This window comes from Nonomuraea wenchangensis, from assembly GCF_900111685.1.
Lineage (GTDB): Bacteria > Actinomycetota > Actinomycetes > Streptosporangiales > Streptosporangiaceae > Nonomuraea > Nonomuraea wenchangensis.
Genome location: NZ_FOHX01000001.1, coordinates 272,134 through 290,441 on the forward strand (window position 1 = coordinate 272,134; position 18,308 = coordinate 290,441).

General features: G+C 72.7%; 17 protein-coding genes. 5 read left to right on the plus strand and 12 right to left on the minus strand.

The genetic code is table 11. The annotated features are described in order from the left end of the window. Nucleotides 1–16: 16 nt before the first annotated feature. Both BMW85_RS01360 and BMW85_RS01365 read right to left on the minus strand, forming a co-directional pair. Nucleotides 17–1,378 (minus strand): carotenoid oxygenase family protein, encoded by a 1,362-nt coding sequence (locus tag BMW85_RS01360; RefSeq protein ID WP_091075798.1) that lies wholly within the window; start codon nt 1,376–1,378, stop codon nt 17–19. Continuing rightward, on the minus strand, nt 1,375–2,241 hold the full coding sequence (locus BMW85_RS01365) for a TetR/AcrR family transcriptional regulator (RefSeq protein WP_091075799.1): 867 nt from the start codon (nt 2,239–2,241) through the stop codon (nt 1,375–1,377). The genes BMW85_RS01360 and BMW85_RS01365 overlap by 4 nt, the downstream gene beginning before the upstream one ends. A 118-nt stretch (nt 2,242–2,359) precedes the next feature. Between BMW85_RS01365 and BMW85_RS01370 the strand changes: the two genes are divergently transcribed. Together BMW85_RS01370 and BMW85_RS01375 are read left to right on the plus strand one after the other, a co-directional pair. Beyond that, complete coding sequence (locus tag BMW85_RS01370; protein WP_245774544.1) at nt 2,360–3,205, plus strand: glycosyltransferase family 2 protein; 846 nt, start codon at nt 2,360–2,362, stop codon at nt 3,203–3,205. 50 nt (nt 3,206–3,255) lie between these two features. Then, nucleotides 3,256–3,450: a DUF2795 domain-containing protein gene (locus BMW85_RS01375; RefSeq protein WP_091075802.1), complete on the plus strand. Its 195-nt coding sequence runs from the start codon at nt 3,256–3,258 to the stop codon at nt 3,448–3,450. Between the two features lie 76 nt (nt 3,451–3,526). Here the strand turns inward: BMW85_RS01375 and BMW85_RS01380 are convergent, their stop codons facing one another. The 9 genes from BMW85_RS01380 to BMW85_RS01420 form a co-directional block, all read right to left on the minus strand. Then, nucleotides 3,527–4,615: a prephenate dehydrogenase gene (locus tag BMW85_RS01380; protein ID WP_091075805.1), complete on the minus strand. Its 1,089-nt coding sequence runs from the start codon at nt 4,613–4,615 to the stop codon at nt 3,527–3,529. A 51-nt stretch (nt 4,616–4,666) separates the two neighbouring features. Beyond that, nucleotides 4,667–5,026 carry a chorismate mutase gene (gene aroH, locus BMW85_RS01385; RefSeq protein WP_091075807.1) on the minus strand — a complete coding sequence of 120 codons (360 nt, stop codon included), beginning with the start codon at nt 5,024–5,026 and terminating at the stop codon, nt 4,667–4,669. 75 nt (nt 5,027–5,101) lie between these two features. Then, a complete protein-coding gene (locus BMW85_RS01390) occupies nt 5,102–7,144 on the minus strand; it encodes a pseudouridine synthase (RefSeq protein WP_245774545.1) in 2,043 nt (680 codons plus the stop codon). Beyond that, nucleotides 7,141–7,674, minus strand: a complete 534-nt coding sequence (scpB, locus tag BMW85_RS01395) for an SMC-Scp complex subunit ScpB (protein ID WP_091077093.1) — start codon at nt 7,672–7,674, stop codon at nt 7,141–7,143. Before scpB ends, BMW85_RS01390 begins: the two co-directional genes overlap by 4 nt. A gap of 412 nt (nt 7,675–8,086) precedes the next feature. Continuing rightward, nucleotides 8,087–8,908 carry a segregation and condensation protein A gene (locus BMW85_RS01400; protein WP_091075808.1) on the minus strand — a complete coding sequence of 274 codons (822 nt, stop codon included), beginning with the start codon at nt 8,906–8,908 and terminating at the stop codon, nt 8,087–8,089. Beyond that, the gene (locus tag BMW85_RS01405) at nt 8,905–9,840 is read right to left on the minus strand and encodes a ParA family protein (RefSeq protein WP_393181595.1); all 936 of its coding nucleotides are present in this window, start codon (nt 9,838–9,840) and stop codon (nt 8,905–8,907) included. The genes BMW85_RS01400 and BMW85_RS01405 overlap by 4 nt, the downstream gene beginning before the upstream one ends. Before the next feature lie 123 nt (nt 9,841–9,963). Continuing rightward, on the minus strand, nt 9,964–10,869 hold the full coding sequence (gene xerD / locus BMW85_RS01410; protein ID WP_177240446.1) for a site-specific tyrosine recombinase XerD: 906 nt from the start codon (nt 10,867–10,869) through the stop codon (nt 9,964–9,966). Nucleotides 10,870–10,890: 21 nt separating this feature from the next. After that, nucleotides 10,891–11,511: an NUDIX domain-containing protein gene (locus BMW85_RS01415; RefSeq protein ID WP_245774546.1), complete on the minus strand. Its 621-nt coding sequence runs from the start codon at nt 11,509–11,511 to the stop codon at nt 10,891–10,893. Then, nucleotides 11,508–13,172, minus strand: coding sequence for a CTP synthase (locus BMW85_RS01420; RefSeq protein ID WP_091075820.1), 1,665 nt, complete (start codon nt 13,170–13,172; stop codon nt 11,508–11,510). The genes BMW85_RS01415 and BMW85_RS01420 overlap by 4 nt, the downstream gene beginning before the upstream one ends. A 131-nt stretch (nt 13,173–13,303) precedes the next feature. Here BMW85_RS01420 and BMW85_RS01425 point away from each other — a divergent pair, with 131 nt between their 5' ends. The 3 genes from BMW85_RS01425 (at nt 13,304) to BMW85_RS01435 (ending at nt 15,925) form a co-directional block, all read left to right on the plus strand. Further along, nucleotides 13,304–13,927, plus strand: coding sequence for a DapH/DapD/GlmU-related protein (locus BMW85_RS01425; protein ID WP_091075822.1), 624 nt, complete (start codon nt 13,304–13,306; stop codon nt 13,925–13,927). A 62-nt stretch (nt 13,928–13,989) separates the two neighbouring features. Then, nucleotides 13,990–15,111 carry an NAD(P)H-dependent flavin oxidoreductase gene (locus BMW85_RS01430; protein WP_091075825.1) on the plus strand — a complete coding sequence of 374 codons (1,122 nt, stop codon included), beginning with the start codon at nt 13,990–13,992 and terminating at the stop codon, nt 15,109–15,111. Between the two features lie 70 nt (nt 15,112–15,181). Next, nucleotides 15,182–15,925, plus strand: a complete 744-nt coding sequence (locus BMW85_RS01435; protein ID WP_091075828.1) for a GntR family transcriptional regulator — start codon at nt 15,182–15,184, stop codon at nt 15,923–15,925. Here BMW85_RS01435 and BMW85_RS01440 read toward each other — a convergent pair. Next, entirely contained in the window at nt 15,918–18,281 is a 2,364-nt protein-coding gene (locus BMW85_RS01440; protein ID WP_091075830.1) for a GcvT family protein, read from the minus strand. The genes BMW85_RS01435 and BMW85_RS01440 overlap by 8 nt on opposite strands. Nucleotides 18,282–18,308: the final 27 nt, after the last annotated feature.

The window sequence follows — 18,308 nt, forward strand, 5'->3', positions numbered from 1 at the left end:
GGCTACCGCGTCCGGCTCAGTCGGCGATCCAGCTCCCATGGAAGCCGAGCGGGACGCGGGCGGGAAGGTGCACGGTGGCGACCGGCTCGCCGGTGAAGTCGCGGGCCGAGACGATCACGAGGTCGGCCGCTCCCCTGTCCGGGTTGTTGACCAGCGTCATCACGTAACCGTCGTCCTCGGCCTCGCCCTCGGGGACGAAGACCGGCTCGCCGACGTACGCGCCCCGCCCGAACTGCCGCGCCTCCTGCGTGCCGCGGACCAGGTCGTGCTTGATGAGCGTGTTGTCGAACGCCTCGTCGGGCAGGTCCTCCAGCTCCGTGTCGTGCGGGCTGACGATGTCGTTCAGCTCGCGGGCGGCGGCGGTGTAGCCGTAGCGGTGGGGCAGGCCGGTGCGCCGCTCGTCGATGCGCGGGAACTCCTGGGAGCGGTCGTCCAGCCGGGTCTGGGAGACCTTCCCGGAGACCGTGTCGATGCGCCAGCGGTCGAGCGTGGGCGCGCCGCCGGCGTCGAGCCGGGCGTCCACGAACCTCTTGGGATAGCGGATCACGTCCACCACCACCTCGTCGCCGTCGTCGTAGGCGTTGACGGTGTGGAAGACCCAGCACGGCTCCACGTCGAACCAGCGCGTCTCGCCGCCGGCGCGGGGCAGCAGGCCGAGCCGGGCGCCGTGGGCCTCGTTCCAGGCGTACGGCAGCGGCGCGCCCTTCTGGGCGTGCTCCATGCTGAAGGTGACCGGCAGGTCGTAGAGGACGACGTAGCGCTCGGTGAGCGCGAAGTCGTGCAGCATCGGCGCGTCGGCGATCGGGATGTCGCGCACCTGCCGCACCGTGCCGTCGGGGCCGAGGACGAGGTGCTGGTGGTGGTCCCAGCCGAAGAAGTACGCCATCGCGTGCAGCTCGCCGGTGACCGGGTCGGCGTGGGTGTGGGCGGCGAACCCGCCCGGCAGGCCGCCGCCGAAGTCGCAGCTGCCGATGGTCTCCAGCTCGTAGCTCAGCTCGTACGGCAGCGCGCCCGCCTCCACGGTCGCGAACGTGCGCCCGGCCAGCCCGATGACGTGCGTGTTGGGCGCGAAGTCCATGCCCCCGTGCACCGGTCCCGGCCGGACCGGCTCGCCCAGCCTGCGGGCGACCTCCGCGCTGCGTACCCACCGGTTGCGGTACCACTCGGCGCGGCCGTCGCGCAGCCGCACCCCGTGCACCATGCCCTCGCCGAGGAACAGGTGGGAGGCGTGCGGGTCGTCGAGGCTGAGCGGGTTGGGGCCGTTGCGCAGGAAACGGCCGTTGAACACGGCCGGGATGCGGCCGGTCACCTCCAGGTCGAAGGCGGTGATCTCCTCGGTCACGGGCGCGAAGCCGTCCCTGAACGGGGTGGTGGTCATGACGCGGTCCTCTCTACGGACTCCTCGTACGACAGTTCGCGAACTTCGCCGCCCGGCACACCGGCCGGATCGTCGTCGGGCAGGTCGGGCGGCAGCAGGAAGGGGGCGAGCACGGCGGCGTACAGGGCGCGGTAGCGCCGGGCGGACTCGGGCGGCGCGAAGAAGCCGGTGATCTCCAGGCTGACGGCTCCGTGGACGGCCATCCAGAGCAGGTCGGCGATCTCCCTGGCGGTGCCGCCGCGCAGCAGGCCCTGCTCCAGGCACGCTCGTACGGCGTGGACGAGCAGGTCGAACGAGCGCCCCGCGGCCTCCACGGCCTCGGGCCCCGGGTTGAACCCGGGCACCGCGCCCTGGAACATGACCCGGTAGTAGTCGGGCTCGGCGAGCGCGTAGTCCCGATAGGCGTCGAGCCCGGCCCGCAGTTCGGCCAAGGGGTCGGCCGGCGGATCGGTCAGGGAGCCGGCGCGAGTGCCGTACCCGAACCGCGCTCCGTCCGGCGTGGACGGCTCGGCCGGCGGGCCGGCGAGAGGGTCGGCCAGGGAACCGGCAAGGAGCCGCCGCTCCCCGTGCTCGCCCTCGGGCGTGACGTGCGGCGGCCGCTCTCCTCGCGCGCTCTTCGGCGCGGCGCGCAGGCGGCGCTCGAAGCGGGCGAACCCCTCCAGCCACAGGGCCTCGACCAGCCCGTCCTTGCCGCCGAACAGCGTGTAGATGACCTTCGTGGAGCAGCCGGCCTCGCCCGCGATGCGCCGGACAGTGAGCGCGCCCGGCCCTTCGGTGACGAGCAAGTGCGTGGCGGTGTCGAGGATCGCCGTCCGTACGACGTCCTGCCCTTCTCGCTGTGCCTGCTGGTACGCGGTCGCCATACTCGGTAACGCCGTTTCTTCTCGGTAACGTTGTTACCGTCCTTTGTACGCCCTCCTCCCCCGCTTCACAACCCTCTATTTCGGGACTAATGGTGTTTCGGGAGGTAAGTGCTCTGATGTGAGTGAACCCCGGGTCACGGTCGTGGTGGCCAGCAAGGACAGGCTGCGAGCGCTGGCCCGCTCGCTCCCCCGGCACCCGCGTCCGGTGATCCTCGTCGACAACGGCTCGACCGACGGGACGGCGGGCTTCGTCCGCAAACACTTCCCCGACGTACAGGTGGTCGAGGCGGGCGAGAACCTGGGAGCGCCCGCCCGCAACGTCGGCGTGCGCCTCGCGGAGACGCCCTACGTGGCCTTCGCCGACGACGACTCCTGGTGGGCGCCGGGAGCGCTGGGACGGGCGGCCGACGTGCTGGACGCCCACCCCCGGCTGGCCGTCCTGGGGGCGCGCGTGCTCGTAGGCCCCGAGGAGCGGCTGGACCCGGTGTCGGAGCTGATGGCGCACTCGCCGCTCGGCACCGAGCCGGACCTGCCGGGGCCGAGCGTGCTGGGGTTCCTGGCGTGCGGCGCCGTGGTGCGGCGGGAGGCGTTCCTGGAGGCGGGCGGGTTCGACGACGTGATCTTCTTCTTCGGCGAGGAGGAGCGGCTGGCGGTGGACCTGGCGGCGCGGGGATGGGGCCTGGCGTACGTGGACGACGTCGTGGCCCACCACCACCCGTCACCGTCCAGGGACCTCCGGGCACGGCAGGTGCTGGCCGCGCGCAACTCCGTGCTCACGGCGGTGCTGCGCCGTCCGTGGCCGGTGGTGGCCCGGCGGCTCCTCGCCGCGCTGCGCCGGGGACCGACGGGCTGGGAAGGGCTGCGTACGGCCGTGCCCCGGCTGCCACGGGCCCTGGCCGCCCGCCGCGCGCTCCCTCCGGCCGTCGAACGCGACCGCCGCCTCCTGGAACGCGCCGGAGACTGACTTCGGGGCACCCGCTGTTACCTCCCGCGTACGACGGGCAGCAGGCCGACATGAGTACAGCACCGAACCCGATCCAGCTCCAAAAGCACCTGAGCGGCGTGGACTACCCCGCCAGCAAGGACGACCTGGTCAGGGCCGCCCGTGACCACGGCGCGGACGATGACATCGTCAAGGCTCTGGAGAACATGCCGGACCGCGAGTACGACGGCCCCAACGCCGTCAGCCAGGCGGTCACCAAGAAGTGACCGCGCGGTGATCAGCGTGCGCGGCGGGCCGCCGACACCCGTCGCGCACCCCACCGGGGCCCCAGCGAGCAGTGGGTCAGGGGAGCTGCCAGCCCCGGTCGCGCAGCGCCTCGACGAGCGAGACCGCGGCGTCGGGCTGCACGGACAACTCGGCGATGCCCAGCGGCAGCCCGGGCGCGTGCTCCAGCCGGACGTCCTCGACGTTGACCCCCACCTCGTCGCACACCTGGAACAGCCGGGCGAGCTGGCCGGGACGGTCGCCGATGACCACCTGGACCACCGCGTACGCCGAGGCGGGCCCACCGTGCTTGCCCGGGATGCGGTCGTGCCCGACGACACCCCGCTTGAGCAGCTGGGTGATGTCCTGCATGGCGGCGCCGTCGCCGCCGGCCAGGGCCCGCAGCGCGCCGGCGGCCTCGTTGAGGTCCCGCGCGACCGCCTCCAGCACCTCGGCGACGGGGGCCGCGTTGCCGGACAGGATGCCGAGCCACAGGCCGGGGTCGCTGCCGGCGATCCTGGTGACGTCCCTGACGCCCTGACCGGCCAGGCCGAGCGCGACGTCCGTGGTGTCCGCGAGGCGCGCGGCCACGGCCGAGGCGGTGACGTGCGGCGCGTGGGAGACGACGGCCACCGCGCGGTCGTGCTCGGCCGCGTCGACCTCGACCGGGTTGGCCCCGCACAGCTCGACCAGCCGGAGCACGGCGGCCCTCGCCTCGGGACCGGCCTCCTCGGTGGGGCACAGCGCCCACGGACGGCCCAGGAACAGGTCCTCGCGGGCGGCGCCCGGGCCGCTCCGCTCCCGCCCCGCGAGCGGGTGCGAGGCGACGTAGGACGCCAGGTCACAACCGAGCTGCCGGGCCCGGTGAATGGGCTCGGCCTTGACGCTGGCCACGTCGGTGTAGCAGCGCGCGGCGTCGTGCCGCTGCAGCTCCAGCAACTCGCTCGCCACGAACGCCGGGGGCACCGCGATCACCGCCAGGTCCACGCCCTCCTCGGGCGGGGCCTCCGGCGTCCACTCCTCGCCCGCGCCGAGCTCGCGCGCCAGCCGTACGGCGCCCGCGTCACGGTCGGCGAGCAGGACCCGCACGCCGTGCCTGCGCAGCGCCAGCGCGGTGCTGGTGCCGATGAGACCGGTGCCGACGACGAGCACGGTGCGTAGTTCCATCTGGATGTCCTGGTGTGTCGGGCCGCCCCTGGCCGGGGCTTACGTCGGGGCTTATTGGGCGATGTCCTGGCGGAGAGCCACGGCACCCCGCAGATAGACGTGGTGGATCTCCGAACGGGGGCGGTCGGTCTCGATGTGGGCCATGAGGCGTACGATGCGGGGCAGCGCCCCCGGCACGCCGATCTCGGTGCAGCAGATCAGCGGCACCTCGTGGAAGCCCAGCTTGCGCGCCGCGAGCGCGGGGAACTCCGCCGTCAGGTCGGGCGTGGCCGTGAACAGCACGCTGATCACGTCGTCCGTGGTCAGCCGGTTGCGCTCCATGAGCGTGCTGACCAGCTCGGTCGTACCCTCGATGATCGAGTCACGATCGTCGGCGTCCACCTGGATCGCCCCGCGGACCGCCCGCACCATGTCGTTCGTCCCCTTCTGACAAGCGGGAGAGCCCGTGCGGGACAAAGCACGCACGGGCTCCTGCGTTCGGACAGATTACAGCTTCACGGCCGCGTACAGCTCGCCGACTTCCTTCAGGCTCAGCGCGCGGATGGTGCCGGGCTTGGTACGGCCCAGCTTCACCGGGCCGAACTCGATCCTGGCCAGGTCGATGACCCGGTGCCCGGCCTCCTCCAGCATCCGCCTGACGACGTGCTTGCGTCCCTCGTGCAGGACGATCTCGACCAGCGCCTGCTGGGCGTGCTCCTGCACGATGGCGAAGCTGTCGGCCCGGGCGAGGCCGTCCTCCAGCTCGATGCCCTGCTTGAGCCTGCGACCGAGGTCCCTCGGGATCGGGCCCGGCACCTTCGCCCAGTACTTCTTCTGCACGCCGTAGCTGGGGTGGGTGAGCCGGTTGGCCAGCTCGCCGTCGTTGGTGAGCAGCAGCAGGCCCTCGGTCTCGGTGTCGAGCCGGCCCACGTGGAACAGCCGCGGCGCCAGCTCCTGGACGTAGTCGGCCAGGCACGGGCGGCCCTGCGGGTCCTCCATGGTGGACACGACGCCGATGGGCTTGTTGAGCGCGTAGTAGACCAGGTCGGGGGCCGTCGGGATGCGCTTGCCGTCCACGTGGATGACCTGCTTGGCGGGGTCGACCTTGGCGCCGAAGCGGCGTACGACCTGGCCGTTCACCGTGACGCGGCCCTCGCCGATCATCTCCTCGCACGCCCTGCGGCTGGCCACGCCCGCCTGCGCGAGCACCTTCTGCAGCCGGACGCCGTCCGGCACCTCGGTGGTGTCGCGCTCGTCGGTGTAGCCCTCGGGGAACAGGTCGCGGTCGCGGATGGGCTGGCGGGCCGCCTTGATCCGGGCCTCCTGGGGGCTGCCGGGTCCCTTGCGGTCACCGGACGCGCCACCCCCCGGCCCGCCGGTCCTGCCTGCCCTGCCGATGGTCTGGACGTCGTCACGCCTGCCGCCACGGGCGGTCGCCCGTGCGACGCCCCGGGGGGCGTCGGCGTCGCGGCCGTAGCGGGAACGGGTCGAACCCGCCTCGCGAGGCCCGCCCTGCTCGGAGCGGCCCCCGCTCCGGTCGGACCGGAACCCGCCGCGGTCATCCCGGCGCTCACCACGCTCAGAACGGTAACCACCCCGGTCGGAACGCCCCTCAGAACGCCCGCCGAACCCGCCGGAACGCCCCTCGGAACGGCCACCGAACCCGCCGGAACGCCCCTCGGAACGGCCACCGAACCCGCCGGAACGCCCCTCGGAACGGCCACCGAACCGGTCGGAACTGCGCTCGGGACGGTCCCCGAACCGGTCATTGCGACGCTCGGGACGGTCCCCGAAGCGGTCGGTGCGGCGCTCGGGACGGTCGAAGGAGCGCTCGGGACGGTCCCCGAAGCGGTCGGTGCGGCGCTCGGGGCGGTCGGCGCGGTAGCCGCCACGGTTCCCGTCGCGGTCGCGGTCCCAGCTCCGGCTGCCGCCCCGGTCACCGGTCCGGTCGCCGGTCCGGTCGCCGGACCTGCCGCCGCTCCGGTCGCGGTCCCAGCCGCGGTCACGATCGCCGCGGGGGCCGCCGAAGCCTTCGCCGCGTGGGCGCTCGGCGCGGGCGCTTCGCCCGTACCTGTCGGAACGGTCGTCACGGGAGTATCCGCCGTCCCGGTCGCCGCGGGCGGGCCGGTCGTCGCGGTCGCCTCGCGACCAGGAGCCACGGTCCCGGTCGCCGCCGCGGTCGCCACCGGCGTAACGGTCATCCCGGCGGTTTCGGTCGTCTCGGGGGTTTCGGTCGTCTCGGGGGTAGCGGCCCTCGCTCGCGCCGTCACGTCCGCCGTACCGGGCGCGGGAACCCCCGCGGTCGGCGCGGAGGGAGTCGCGCGAAGGGCGGCTGTCGCTCACGGAGTCGCGGTTGTCACGGTCACCGCCGGAGGAGCGGTCACGACCGTACGAGCGGTCACGGTCGCCGGAGGGCCGGCCGCCGTATCCGCGGTCGTCGCGCTCCGTGCGGAAGGCGGGACGCCCGCCACGGCCGGCACTACGGTCCGAGCCGCCGGTGCGTCCACGACCGCGTCCATCACCGGACGGGGTGCTTCGCCTGTTGATCACTTTGTTGTCTCCTCGAGGTTCTCCACGTCGTCGGGGAGGAAGGGCGCGAGCTCGGGGAGCTCGCTCAGGTCCCGCAGTCCCAGACGTTCAAGGAAGTATGAGCTTGTCCGGTAGAGCACTGCCTGGCTCTCCGGGTCGGTGCCGGCCTCTTCGACCAGCCCCCTGGCGACGAGCGTCCGCATGACGCCGTCGCTGTTGACGCCGCGTACGGCGGCGACACGGGCGCGGCTCACCGGTTGCCGGTAGGCCACGACCGCGAGGGTTTCCAGCGCGGCCTGGGTCAGCCGCGACTGCTGGCCGTCGCGGACGAACCGCTCGACCAGCGTGGCGCAGTCGGCGCGCGTGTAGAACCGCCAGCCGCCCGCGACCTCTCTCAGATCGAAACCCCGCCCGGAGGCGGTGTATTCCGCCGCGAGCCCGCGCAGCGCGGCGGCCACCTCGTGGGTGGGCCGCTCCAGCACCTGCGCCAGGGTCACCTCGGCGACGGGCTCATCGACCACCAGCAGGATAGCCTCCAGAGCCGCCCGCAACGTCGGCCCTTCCGCCCGCTTCCGCTCTTCCGCCTGGTCACCGGCGCCGAAATCCTCCGCGCCAGGCGCGGCCACGCCTCCAGAAAGGGAGGAAGACACCGGAGGAGGAAGGAACGGCTCCGGCTGCGGGGGCGCTTGCGCTTCTCCGGTCATGGGCAGCACGGCGCCGCCCAGCGTCCCTTGCGCTGCCGATGCCGGAACGGCATGGGGATCCGGCTCGGGAACGGACACCTCAGCGGGCTCAGCTTCAGCTACAGGCCCGGCGTCCTCAGCAGGCTGAGGTTCGTGGGCAAGCTCGGGGGCCTCAGCGGGCTGAGGTTCGTCGGTAGGAGGGTCCGCCTGGTGCGCCAGGGAGCCGGGGAGGGTCATCCAGGCGGGCAAAGGTTGGCGGGGGTCGGGCGGGTTGGGGCTGTCAGTCATTGCGTGGCTTCTCCGCGGATTCCTCGTAGTCGTCCCCCACCGCCACATCTCCCTCATCAGCCCCGGTCCAGGTGACGTGCAGGTCGCCCAGCGGCTCGACCTGCTCGAAGGTCACCGCCGCCTCCCGGAACAGCTCCAGCACGGCCAGGAACCGCGCGATGACCTCGAAGGTCCCCGCGCAGTCGGCGACGAGCGCGCGGAAGGTGGCCCGGCGCAGCCGCCGCAGGTGGGAGACGAGGATCGCGGCCTGCTCCTTGACGCTGGCCAGCGGCTCGTAGATGTGCCCGAGGCCGACGGTGGGCGGCGCCTTGGGCGTGAAGGCCCGCGCCGCGATCCTGGCGAGCTGCTCGGGCCCGATGCCGAGCACCAGCTCGGGCAGCAGGTTCGCGAACTGGGGCTCCATCTGCACGGTGCGTGGGAAGCGCAGCGCCTGCTCCGCCATGAGCCCGGAGAAGACCTTCGCCACCTCTTTGTACGCCTTGTACTGCAGCAACCGCGCGAACAGCAGGTCCCTGGCCTCCAGCAGCGCCAGGTCCTCCTCGTCCTCGACCTCCCCGGAGGGCAGCAGCCGGGCCGCTTTGAGGTCGAGCAGCGTGGCCGCGACCAGCAGGAAGTGGCTGGTCTGGTCGAGGTCCCACTCGGGGCCCCGGGAGCGGATGTAGGCGATGAACTCGTCGGTGACCTTGGAGAGCGAGACCTCGGTGATGTCCAGCTTGTGCTTGGCGATGAGGCCGAGGAGCAGATCGAAGGGCCCTTCGAAGACGTCCAGGTGGACCTGGAAGCCCTGGGGGTCGCTCTGCTCGGCGGTGGTCACCTGGACATTGTGGCAGGTGCCGGCCAGCGCGAGAGCACTTCGCGGGCCAGCTCGCGATAGGCGTTGGCGCCCAGCGAGGAGGGGTCGAACGTGGTGATCGGCTCGCCGGCCACGGTCGCGTCGGGGAAGCGCACGGTGCGGTTGATGACCGTGTGGAACACCTTGTCGCCGAACGCCTCGACCACGCGGGCCAGCACCTCGCGGCCGTGCAGGGTGCGGGCGTCGTACATGGTGGCGAGCAGGCCCTCGATCTCGAGGTCCTCGTTGAGGCGCTCCTGGACCTTGGAGATGGTGTCCATGAGCAGCGCGACGCCGCGCAGGGCGAAGAACTCGCACTCCAGCGGCACCATGACGCCGTGGGCGCAGGTCAGCGCGTTGATGGTGAGCAGGCCGAGCGACGGCTGGCAGTCGATGAGGCAGACGTCGTAGTGCGGCAGCAGCGGCTTGATGACGCGGCCGAGCACCTGCTCGCGAGCCACCTCGGTGACGAGCTGGACCTCGGCGGCGGACAGGTCGATGTTGCTGGGCAGCAGGTCGAGGCCCTCGACGCCGGTCTGCAGCAGCACCTCCTCGGCGGTGACGCCGCGCTCCATGAGGAGGTTGTAGACGGTCAGGTCGAGCTGGAGCGGGTTGATGCCCAGTCCGACGGAGAGCGCGCCCTGGGGGTCGAAGTCGACCAGCAGCACCTTGAGGCCGTATTCGACGAGGGCGGCGCCCAGGTTGATGGTGGTCGTGGTCTTGCCGACCCCGCCCTTCTGGTTGACCATCGCGACGACGCGCGCCGGGCCGTGCACGGCGGGTGGCACCGGCTCGGGGAACACCGGCCGTGGCCGCTGCGTGGGCCCCAGGTTGACGCCGTTGGAAGGCGCGTTGGTCTTCGTGTCGCCCCAGGGGTTGTCGGGGGTCCCCGGGGTCGAACCCTTGGTCGTCACAGTCACCAGCTCGAACCTCCCTGACGGTCCCGAACCGGACCGTCCGGACGGACACTATGGCGTCACCACTTAAGGCGGCAAGGCGGCACGCCGTCGCCGCCGCACGTCCCAAAAGACTATAGATCACTGCCGGGCGCGCGGGTGCGCCGCCGCGTAGACCTCTCGGAGCTTGTCGACGGTGACCAGGGTGTAGACCTGCGTGGTCGTGACCGAGGCGTGGCCGAGCAGTTCCTGGACCACTCTGACGTCGGCGCCGCCGTCGAGGAGATGGGTGGCGAAGGAGTGCCGTAGGACGTGGGGGCTTATCCCGTCGAGTCCGGCTCGTTCGGCGGCGGCCTGGAGCACCTCCCAGGCGCCCTGCCTGGTCAGGCGTCCGCCGCGGGCGTTGAGGAAGATGCCGGGCGTGCCGCGCCCGTGCGCGAGCAGGCCGGGCCGGGCGCGGACGAGGTAGGCGTCGAGCGCGGCGCGGGCGTAGCGGCCCAGGGGGACGACGCGGGTGCGTCCGCCCTTGCCGCGCAGGCGCACCTGGTCGTCCTCCAGGTCGTCGACGGCCAGGCCGACGGCCTCGGAGATGCGCGCGCCGGTGCCGTACAGGACCTCCAGCAGGGCGCGGTTGCGCAGGGTCAGGGGCGCGCCGTCGGGGCCGGAGGCGGCGATGAGCCGCTCGACCTCGTCCACCGTGATGGCCTTGGGCAGCCGGCGGAGCTGGCGCGGCGGGCGCACCTGGTGGGCGGGGTCGTGCGCGGTGACGCCTTCGCGCAGGGCGAAGCGGTGCAGGCCGCGTACGGCCGACACCGCGCGCGCGGCCGAGCTGGCGACGAGCGCGGGATGCTCGCCGTCGCCCTCGCGCAGCGCGGCGAGGAAGGCCTGTACGTCGGCCTCCCCCACCTCGCCGAGCTCGGCACGGCCGCGCGCCTGCAGGTGCTCCATGTAGCGGCGCAGGTCACGGCGGTAGGACGCAAGCGTGTTGGCGGCCAGGCCCCGCTCCACCGCCAGATGGGCGAGGTAGCTGGAGAGCACTGCCTCCACGAGCCGGTCCTTCCCGATACGTCACGCCTCCGGGGCGTCGGCCGGGCGCAACGTCGCGAAACCCTCGACCGAAGCCGCATATGCGGCGAGGATACCGGCCACGGCCGGGGAATTGTGGATCATACCCATGAGCGCCTTCTCGACCGCGTCGGGCAGGGGGACCCATTCGACCGGCATGTCGACCTCCTCGTGCCGGTGCACGAAGCCGTTCTCCTCGTCGGGGATCTTGGTGAGGTCGCGGGCGAGGAAGACGCGGATGCGCTCGTCGCTCATGCCGGGCGAGGTGCGCAGGTCGACGAGGGTGTGCCAGGTGGCCGCCCGGTAGCCGGCCTCCTCGGCCAGCTCGCGGGCCGCCCCGTCGACCAGCGATTCGCCCGCCACGTCGCGGATCCCGGCCGGCAGCTCCCACATGAGCCGCCGGGTCGGATGGCGGTACTGCCTGATCATGAGGACACGGTCGAGGTCGTCGAGGGCGAGCACCGCGACGGAGCCGGGATGCACCACGTAGTCGCGGTCGGCGACCTCGTCGCGGGGCATCCTGACGGTGTCGGTGACCACCCGGATGACGTAACCGGAGAAACGTTCCTTGCTCTCGACGACGTCCCACGACTCGGGCGTGTCGCTGATCACGGTTGGGCTCACGGGGCGACCCTAGCGCCCACCCGGCCCTCGGCGTAGTCGAGCGCCGCGCCGATAAGGCCCTTGAACATCGGGTTGGCGCGGGTCGGGCGGGAACGGAACTCGGGGTGCGCCTGCGTGCCGACGAAGAACGGGTGCGTCTCCACCGGCAGCTCGGTGTACTCGACCAGGCGGCCGTCGGGCGACAGGCCGGAGAAGACCAGGCCGACCCGCTCAAGCTGCTCGCGGTAGGCGTTGTTGACCTCGTACCTGTGGCGGTGGCGCTCGTCGGCCTTGGCCTTGCCGCCGTAGAGCCGGCGGGCGAGCGAGCCTTCGGCGAGCTTGGCGGTGTAGCTGCCGAGGCGCATGGTGCCGCCCATGTCGCGCTCGCCGGCGACGACGTCCTCCTGGTCGGCCATGGTGGAGATGACCGGGTGCTTGGTGTCGGGGTCGAACTCGGTGGAGTTGGCGTCGGTGATGCCGGCCATGTTGCGGGCGGCCTCGATGACCATGCCCTGCATGCCGAGGCAGATGCCGAGCAGCGGGATCTTCTGCTCCCTGGCGTGCCGGATCGCGCCGATCTTGCCCTCGATGCCGCGTACGCCGAACCCGCCGGGGATGAGCACGCCGTCCACGCCGTCGAGCTCGCGCTCGGCGCCCTCGGGCGTCTCGCAGTCGTCGCTCTTGACCCAGCGGATGTTGACCCGGGCGTCGTTGGCGAAGCCGCCCGCGCGCAGCGCCTCGGTGACCGACAGGTAGGCGTCGGGCAGGTCGATGTACTTGCCGACCAGCGCGATCGTGACCTCCTTCGCCGGCCGGTGCACCCGGCGCAGCAGCTCCTCCCACTCCTTCCAGTCGACGTCGCGGAAGGGCAGGCCGAGCCGGCGCACGACGTAGGCGTCGAGTCCTTCGGAGTGGAGCACCTTCGGGATGTCGTAGATGGAGGCGGCGTCGACGGCGGAGACCACGGCGTCCTCGTCGACGTCGCACATCAGGCTGATCTTGCGCTTGATCGCCGTCTGCACGGACCGGTCGGAGCGCAGCACGATGGCGTCGGGCTGGATGCCGATGCTGCGCAGCGCGGCCACGCTGTGCTGGGTGGGCTTGGTCTTGAGCTCGCCGGACGGCCCGATGTAGGGCAGCAGCGAGACGTGCAGGCAGAAGACGTTGTCGCGGCCCACCTCGTGCCGGATCTGCCGGACGGCCTCCAGGAACGGCAGCGACTCGATGTCGCCGACGGTGCCGCCGACCTCGGTGATGACCACGTCGACCTCGGGACCGGCCATGCCCCGGATGCGGTCCTTGATCTCGTTGGTGATGTGCGGGATGACCTGGACGGTGTCGCCGAGGTATTCGCCCCGCCGCTCCTTGGCGATGACGTTGGAGTAGACCTGGCCGGTGGTGACGTTGGCCGAGCCGTGCAGGTCGGTGTCGAGGAAACGCTCGTAGTGGCCGACGTCGAGGTCGGTCTCCGCGCCGTCGTCGGTGACGAACACCTCGCCGTGCTGGAACGGGTTCATCGTCCCGGGGTCCACGTTGAGGTAGGGGTCGAGCTTCTGCATGGTGACCCGGAGACCGCGTGCCTTGAGCAGGCGACCGAGGCTGGAGGCCGTGAGCCCCTTGCCGAGACTGGAGGCGACACCGCCGGTGACGAACAGATGCTTGGTTTGCGATGCGCTGCGCAAAGGGGCTCCCGTGGCTCGATGTGTGGTCGAAGTGTCCACGGGCTCTCAGGATATCAAACAACGCCCCTCACATGCCCGAACGGTATGACCTAGCGGTAACTTTGGTGGCTATGTCACTAGTTCGGCGGGTCGTGAACGTTGCGATCCATCGTGCCTACACGGCGATCCGCCGCGCCGGCGCGATCACTCCGGCCACTCCGGGCGGCCACCGGTTCCGCCGGATCGGCGACGGGGTCAGCATCGCGTTCCCTCCTGGGGCGATCTTCGGCGAGACGTACATCGAGATCGGCGACCACACGCTGATCGGCGAGCGCGTGTCGATGTCCTGCGGCATGAACCCCGGCCTTGACCTCGGCCCCTCCTCCATCCTGAGGATCGGCCGCGGCTGCTCGATCGGCCGGGGCAGCCACATCGTGGCCCACCAGTCGATCGACATCGGCGACGACGTCTTCACCGGCCCGTACGTCTACATCACCGACCAGAACCATGTCTACGACGACCCCGACGTGCCGATCGGCCGGCAGTGGCCGCGCAACAGCCCCGTCTCGATCGGCTCGGGCTCGTGGCTGGGCGCCGGGGCGATCATCCTGCCGGGCACCACGCTCGGCCGGCAGTGCGTGGTGGCGGGGGGCGCGGTGGTGCGCGGCACGTTCCCCGACCACAGCGTGGTGGCGGGGGTGCCGGCGCGGCGGGTCCGCGGCTACACGCCGGAGCTGGGCTGGCACGATCCCGTACGGCCGGACACGGCGCCCTGAGCCTGGACGCCGCCGCGGTCAGGGGATGGACCGAACTTCCTTCGGTCGGTTAGCGTCAGGCCATGAGGACCCCTGTGTGTGAACGTCTCGGCGTCGAGTTCCCGTTGTTCGCCTTCAGCCACTGCAGGGACGTCGTGGCCGCGGTCACGAACGCGGGCGGGTTCGGGGTGCTGGGCGCGGTCGCGTACTCGCCCGAGCAGCTCGACAACGAGCTGTCCTGGATCGACGAGCAGGTGGGCGGCAGGCCGTACGGGGTGGACGTGCTCGTGCCCGGCAAGGTGGACGCCGCCGCGCTGGAGGGCGGCCACCTGATGGACTTCGTGCCCGAGCGGCACCGCGACTTCGTCGCCCACCTGATGTCCAAGTACCGGGTGGGCGGGTCGGCGCAGCCGATGGCGGCGACGGCGGACTCCTTCGGCCGGCGGGTGACGGCGGCGGGCGCGTCGAGCCTGGTGGACGTGGCGCTCAAGCACCCGATCGGGCTGATCGCGAGCGCCCTGGGCCCGCCACCGCCGGAGATGGTGGCCAAGGCGCGGGAGGCCGGGGTGCCGGTCGCGGCGCTGGTCGGCACCGTGGAGCACGCGCGCAGGCAGGTGGCCGCGGGCGCGGACCTCATCGTGGCGCAGGGCACCGAGGCGGGCGGCCACACCGGGGAGATCTCCACGATGGTGCTGGTGCCGCAGGTCGTGGACGCGGTCGCGCCGGTGCCGGTGCTGGCCGCGGGCGGCATCGCCACCGGGCGGCAGATGGCGGCGGCCATGGCGCTCGGCGCGCAGGGCGTGTGGTGCGGCTCGGTCTGGCTGACCACGGAGGAGGCCGAGACGGCTCTGGCGGTCAAGCGCAAGATGCTGGCCGCCTCGTCACTCGACACGGTCCGCTCGCGTTCGCGCACCGGCAAGCCGGCCCGCCAGCTCAAGTCCGCCTGGACGCAGGAGTGGGACGCCGCCCAGGAGAGCCCCGGACCGCTCGGCATGCCGCTGCAGATGCTCATCGCCGAAGGGGCGATGGCCCGCATCACCTCGGCGGCGGAGAGGGGCGAGCCGGGCGCGGTGGAGCTGGCCAACTACTTCGTGGGGCAGGTCGTGGGGCAGCTCGACCAGATCAAGCCCGCCCGGCAGGTGGTCTACGAGATGGTCAGCGAGTTCGCGGAGGCGGTCGAGCGCCTGGCCCGCCTCTCGGAGTGAGCCCGCCCGCCTCTCGGGATGAGCCCGCCCGCCTCTCGGAGTGAGCGCTCCGCCGGGGTAGCCTGCGCCTGTGGTCGGCACTCCGCCTGAGCTGGAACGCGGCACCGGCGTCCCCGCGCACGTGCAGATCGAGCGGTGGCTGCTGGAGTCGATCGACCAGGGCGAGCTGGCGCCCGGCGACCGGCTGCCCGGCGAGCGGGAGCTGGCCGGGCGGCTCGGCGTGAGCCGGATGACGCTGCGCCAGGCCCTCGCCACGCTGGAGCGCGACGGCCTGCTGGTACGGGTGCCGGGCCGCGCGGGCGGGGCGTTCGTGTCCGAGCCGCGCGTCGAGTGCGACCTGACCGGGCTCGCCGGGTTCACCGAGCAGATGCGCCGGGCCCGCCTGCGGGCCGGGGCGCGCGTCCTGACCGCCGCGACCGTGCCCGCGCCCGGCCCGGCGGCGCGGGCGCTGGGCGTCGCGGCGGGCTCGCCGGTGCACGAGGTGGCCCGGGTGCGCTCGGCGGGCCGCTCGCCGGTGGCGCTGGAGCGCTCGTTCTTCCCGCCGCTGCCCGGCTTCCTCGGCGAGGACCTGACGGGCTCGCTCTACGCGCTGCTCGCCGCCCGCTACGACCTGGAGCCGCGGACGGCGGTCGAGCACCTGGACCCCGTGATCGCCGGCGCCGGGGAGGCCGCCGAGCTGGGCATCGAGCCGGGCGCGCCGCTCATGCTCATCGAGCGGACGGCGTACGCGGCCGGCGGCACGCCGGTGGAGTACGCCCGCGACCTGTTCCGCCCGGACCGGGTGCGGATCTCGGTGCGCAGCGGCATCACGTGAGCGGCGTCTTGACGACCGTGCCGGCCACGCGGGAGCCCTCGATCTCGACCTCCACCTCGGCGCCGACGCCCGCCTCCACGGGCAGGTACGCGTAGGCGATGGAGGCGCGGGCGGTGTGGCCGTAGCCGCCGGAGGTCACCCGTGACACCACCCGGCCGGCCAGGCCGACCGGCTCGTTGCCGAGCGCCACGGCCCGCGGGTCGGCGAGGACGAGGCAGCGCAGCCGCCGTTCCGGGTCGGGGTCGAGCGCGTCGCGGCCGATGAAGTCCTTGTCCGGTTTGACGCAGAAGCCGAGGCCCGCCTCGTACGGTGTGGTCTCCGGGCCGATGTCCGCGCCCCACACGCGGTAGCCCTTCTCCAGCCGGAGGCTGTCGATGGCCCGGTAGCCGCCCGCCACCAGGCCGTGCGGCTGCCCGGCACGCCACAGGGTCTCCCAGAGCGCGCGGCCGTACTCGCTGGAGCAGTAGAGCTCCCAGCCCGGCTCGCCGACGAACGTCACGGCCAGCGCCAGCACCGGCACGTCGCCGACGGTGGTCTCGCGGGCGGTCATGAACGGCAGGTCCATAGGGCCCGGGGTGAGCCCGGCGACGACGTCCGCGGCGCGCGGGCCCCACAGGGCGAAGCAGGCGTACTGGCCGGTCACGTCGGCGATCCTGGCCTTCGCGCCGGTGAGCGCGGCCTGCCGGCGCAGCCAGCCGAGGTCGTGCGTGCCGAAGGCGGTGCCGGTGACGACGAGGAACTCCTCCTCGCCCCGCCGGGTGACGGTGAAGTCGCACTCGATGCCGCCGCGCCGGTTGAGCGCCTGGGTGTAGACGACCGCGCCGACCTCGCGGGCGACCCGGTTGGCGCAGACCCGCTCCAGCAGCTCGGCCGCGTCCGGGCCGGTGACCTCGATCTTGGCGAACGAGCTCTCGTCGAACAGCCCGGCGGCCGTGCGCGTGGCGCGGTGCTCGGCGCCGATCGCGGGCGACCAGCCGCGCCCGGCCCACCCGTACGGCCGCTCCCCCACGTCGCCGGTGTCGTTGGCCGCGTAGTAGTGGACGCGTTCCCAGCCCGCCTTCTCGCCGAAGACGGCGCCGTGGGCGGCGTGCCAGGCGTAGGCGGGCGAGGTGCGGAGCGGCCGGCCCGCGCCGCGCTCCTCGCCGGGGTAGCGGATGTCGTAGTAGGTCTCGTAGTTCTCGACGGCCCGCTTCAGCGTGTACGACGGTGAGCGGTAGTGGCGGCCGAAGCGGCGTACGTCCATGTGCCAGAGATCCATCGGCGGCTCGCCACCGGCGATCCACTCGGCCATCACCTTGCCGACGCCGCCCGCGCCCGCGATGCCGTGGGCGCAGAACCCGGCGGCCACGAAGAAGCCGGCGACCTCGCTCTCGCCGAGGCAGAACTCGTTGTCGGGGGTGAACGCCTCCGGCCCGTTGACGAGCTTGCGGATGCCGACGTCGCCCATCGCGGGGACGCGGAGCCGGGAGTTGGCGGAGATCTCCTCGAAGCGCGGCCAGTCCTCGGGCAGGAGGCGGCCGTTGAAGTCGGCGGGCACGGCGTCGTAGGAGTCGGGGGCGGCGGTCCAGGGCGCGCAGGTGCGCTCGTAGCCGCCCATGACCAGGCCGCGCACCTCCTGCCGGTAGTAGACGAGCAGGTCGGGGTCGCGCAGGGTGGGCAGGCGGGGGTGGTCGTGGCAGGCGTCGGTGACGACGTACTGGTGCGACATCGGGATGATCGGGACGCGTACCCCGGCCATGCGGCCGATCTCGGCGGCGAACATGCCGCCGCAGTTGACCACGATCTCGCAGTCGATGTCCCCGTGGTCGGTGACGACGCCGGTGACCCGGCCGCGGGCCGTCCTGACGCCGAGGACGCGGACGCCGGTCCTGATCCGCGCACCGCCCTCGCGGGCCCCGGCGGCGAGCGCGTAGCAGAGCTGGGAGGGGTCGATCTGGCCGTCGGTCGGCAGGTACGCCGCCCCGACCACGCCTTCCGGGTCCATGAGCGGGAACAGCTCCACGGCCTCGGCCACCGAGATCTCCTCCAGCGGCAGCCCCGCCGCGCGCGCCCAGCCGATCTGGCGGCGGATCTCCTCCATGCGCTCGGGCGTGGAGGCCAGCTTGATGCCGCCGCACTCGGTCCAGCCGGCGTCGAGGGTGCGGTAGAGCTCGACCGAGTACTGGTTCATGCGGGTCAGCGTCGGGTCGGCGCGGAGCTGGCCGACCAGGCCCGCGGAGTGGAAGGTGGAGCCGCTGGTCAGCTCGTCCCGCTCCAGCACGACGACGTCGCGCTCGCCGAGCCGGGTCAGATGGTAGGCCACGGACGTGCCGCCGACGCCCCCGCCGATGATCACGATGCGGGCCGAGTCGCTCATGATCCGGAGGCTAACCGGCGGGGTCTG